Origin of the sequence: Vibrio sp. 10N.222.55.C6, assembly GCF_041473395.1 — a bacterium.
In the GTDB taxonomy this organism is placed as follows: domain Bacteria; phylum Pseudomonadota; class Gammaproteobacteria; order Enterobacterales; family Vibrionaceae; genus Vibrio; species Vibrio crassostreae_C.
This window is the reverse complement of the sequence record NZ_JBFRSD010000993.1, coordinates 1-770: the sequence shown is the minus strand read 5'-3', so window position 1 is coordinate 770 and position 770 is coordinate 1. Positions and strand designations below refer to the sequence as shown.

Annotated in this window: 1 protein-coding gene; it reads right to left on the bottom strand. The window is 34.2% G+C overall.

The features are described 5' to 3' along the window. On the bottom strand, positions 1–770 hold a 770-nt coding region (locus AB4486_RS27220), incomplete at both ends, for an NYN domain-containing protein (RefSeq protein ID WP_372119901.1).

Below are 770 nucleotides of genomic sequence, written 5' to 3'. Positions count from 1 at the left end.
TACTTAAGGTGTTCTCTACTTTCATTTGTAAAGTCTTTGCGCATTTGATCCAAAATTTAGTGTTTAAAATTTCATTCTTTCTATTTGTTCTGATTAGATCATCATTATTGATTCTTTTTACACATTCTTGTTGCGTTTTTCTTAAACGAAATTGGCTATGCTCACCGTTCACTCTATGCTCAAAGTATTCAATGTTTTTTAGGATACTAACAAGCTTTAGGTTTCTTTTTGTCAATTTGAAATGTGCAAGTTTACCTCCTAAACATGATATATTGACCCAATAACCATGCTGTAATTCTTGATAACAGATTGACATAAACATCTCAAAATCCAAGTTGCTTGGAAACCTCTGTTTAGTTTCCGAGTTGATAGATAACATGTCTTCTAATCCAATAATCGAATTTTTTACTATTGGATTGTCTAACTTAGGTGATGTATTTAAGCATTCAAAATCGGTGTAGCTACTCTTATATCCATCATTTGCTTTGTTAGTTCCAACTCCAATAACTGTTTTCTCTAGTTCAATGAGTTTTTGTATTAGCGGACCAAAATCTGAATCATCCGAACAAAAGATAAAAGTGTCGGCTCTATTTGTTAACGCTAATTCCATCGTATCGATTGCTAGCAGCATATCGGTGGTATTCTTTTTATTAGCGGTTTCTTGAGCATGAATGTAACGTACACTTTGACTCGCAGCGTGTTCGCCCCATGCATTATTTGTTTTTGCGACATTGGCATACACGCGTTTAATTATTACGTCACCGTATGCC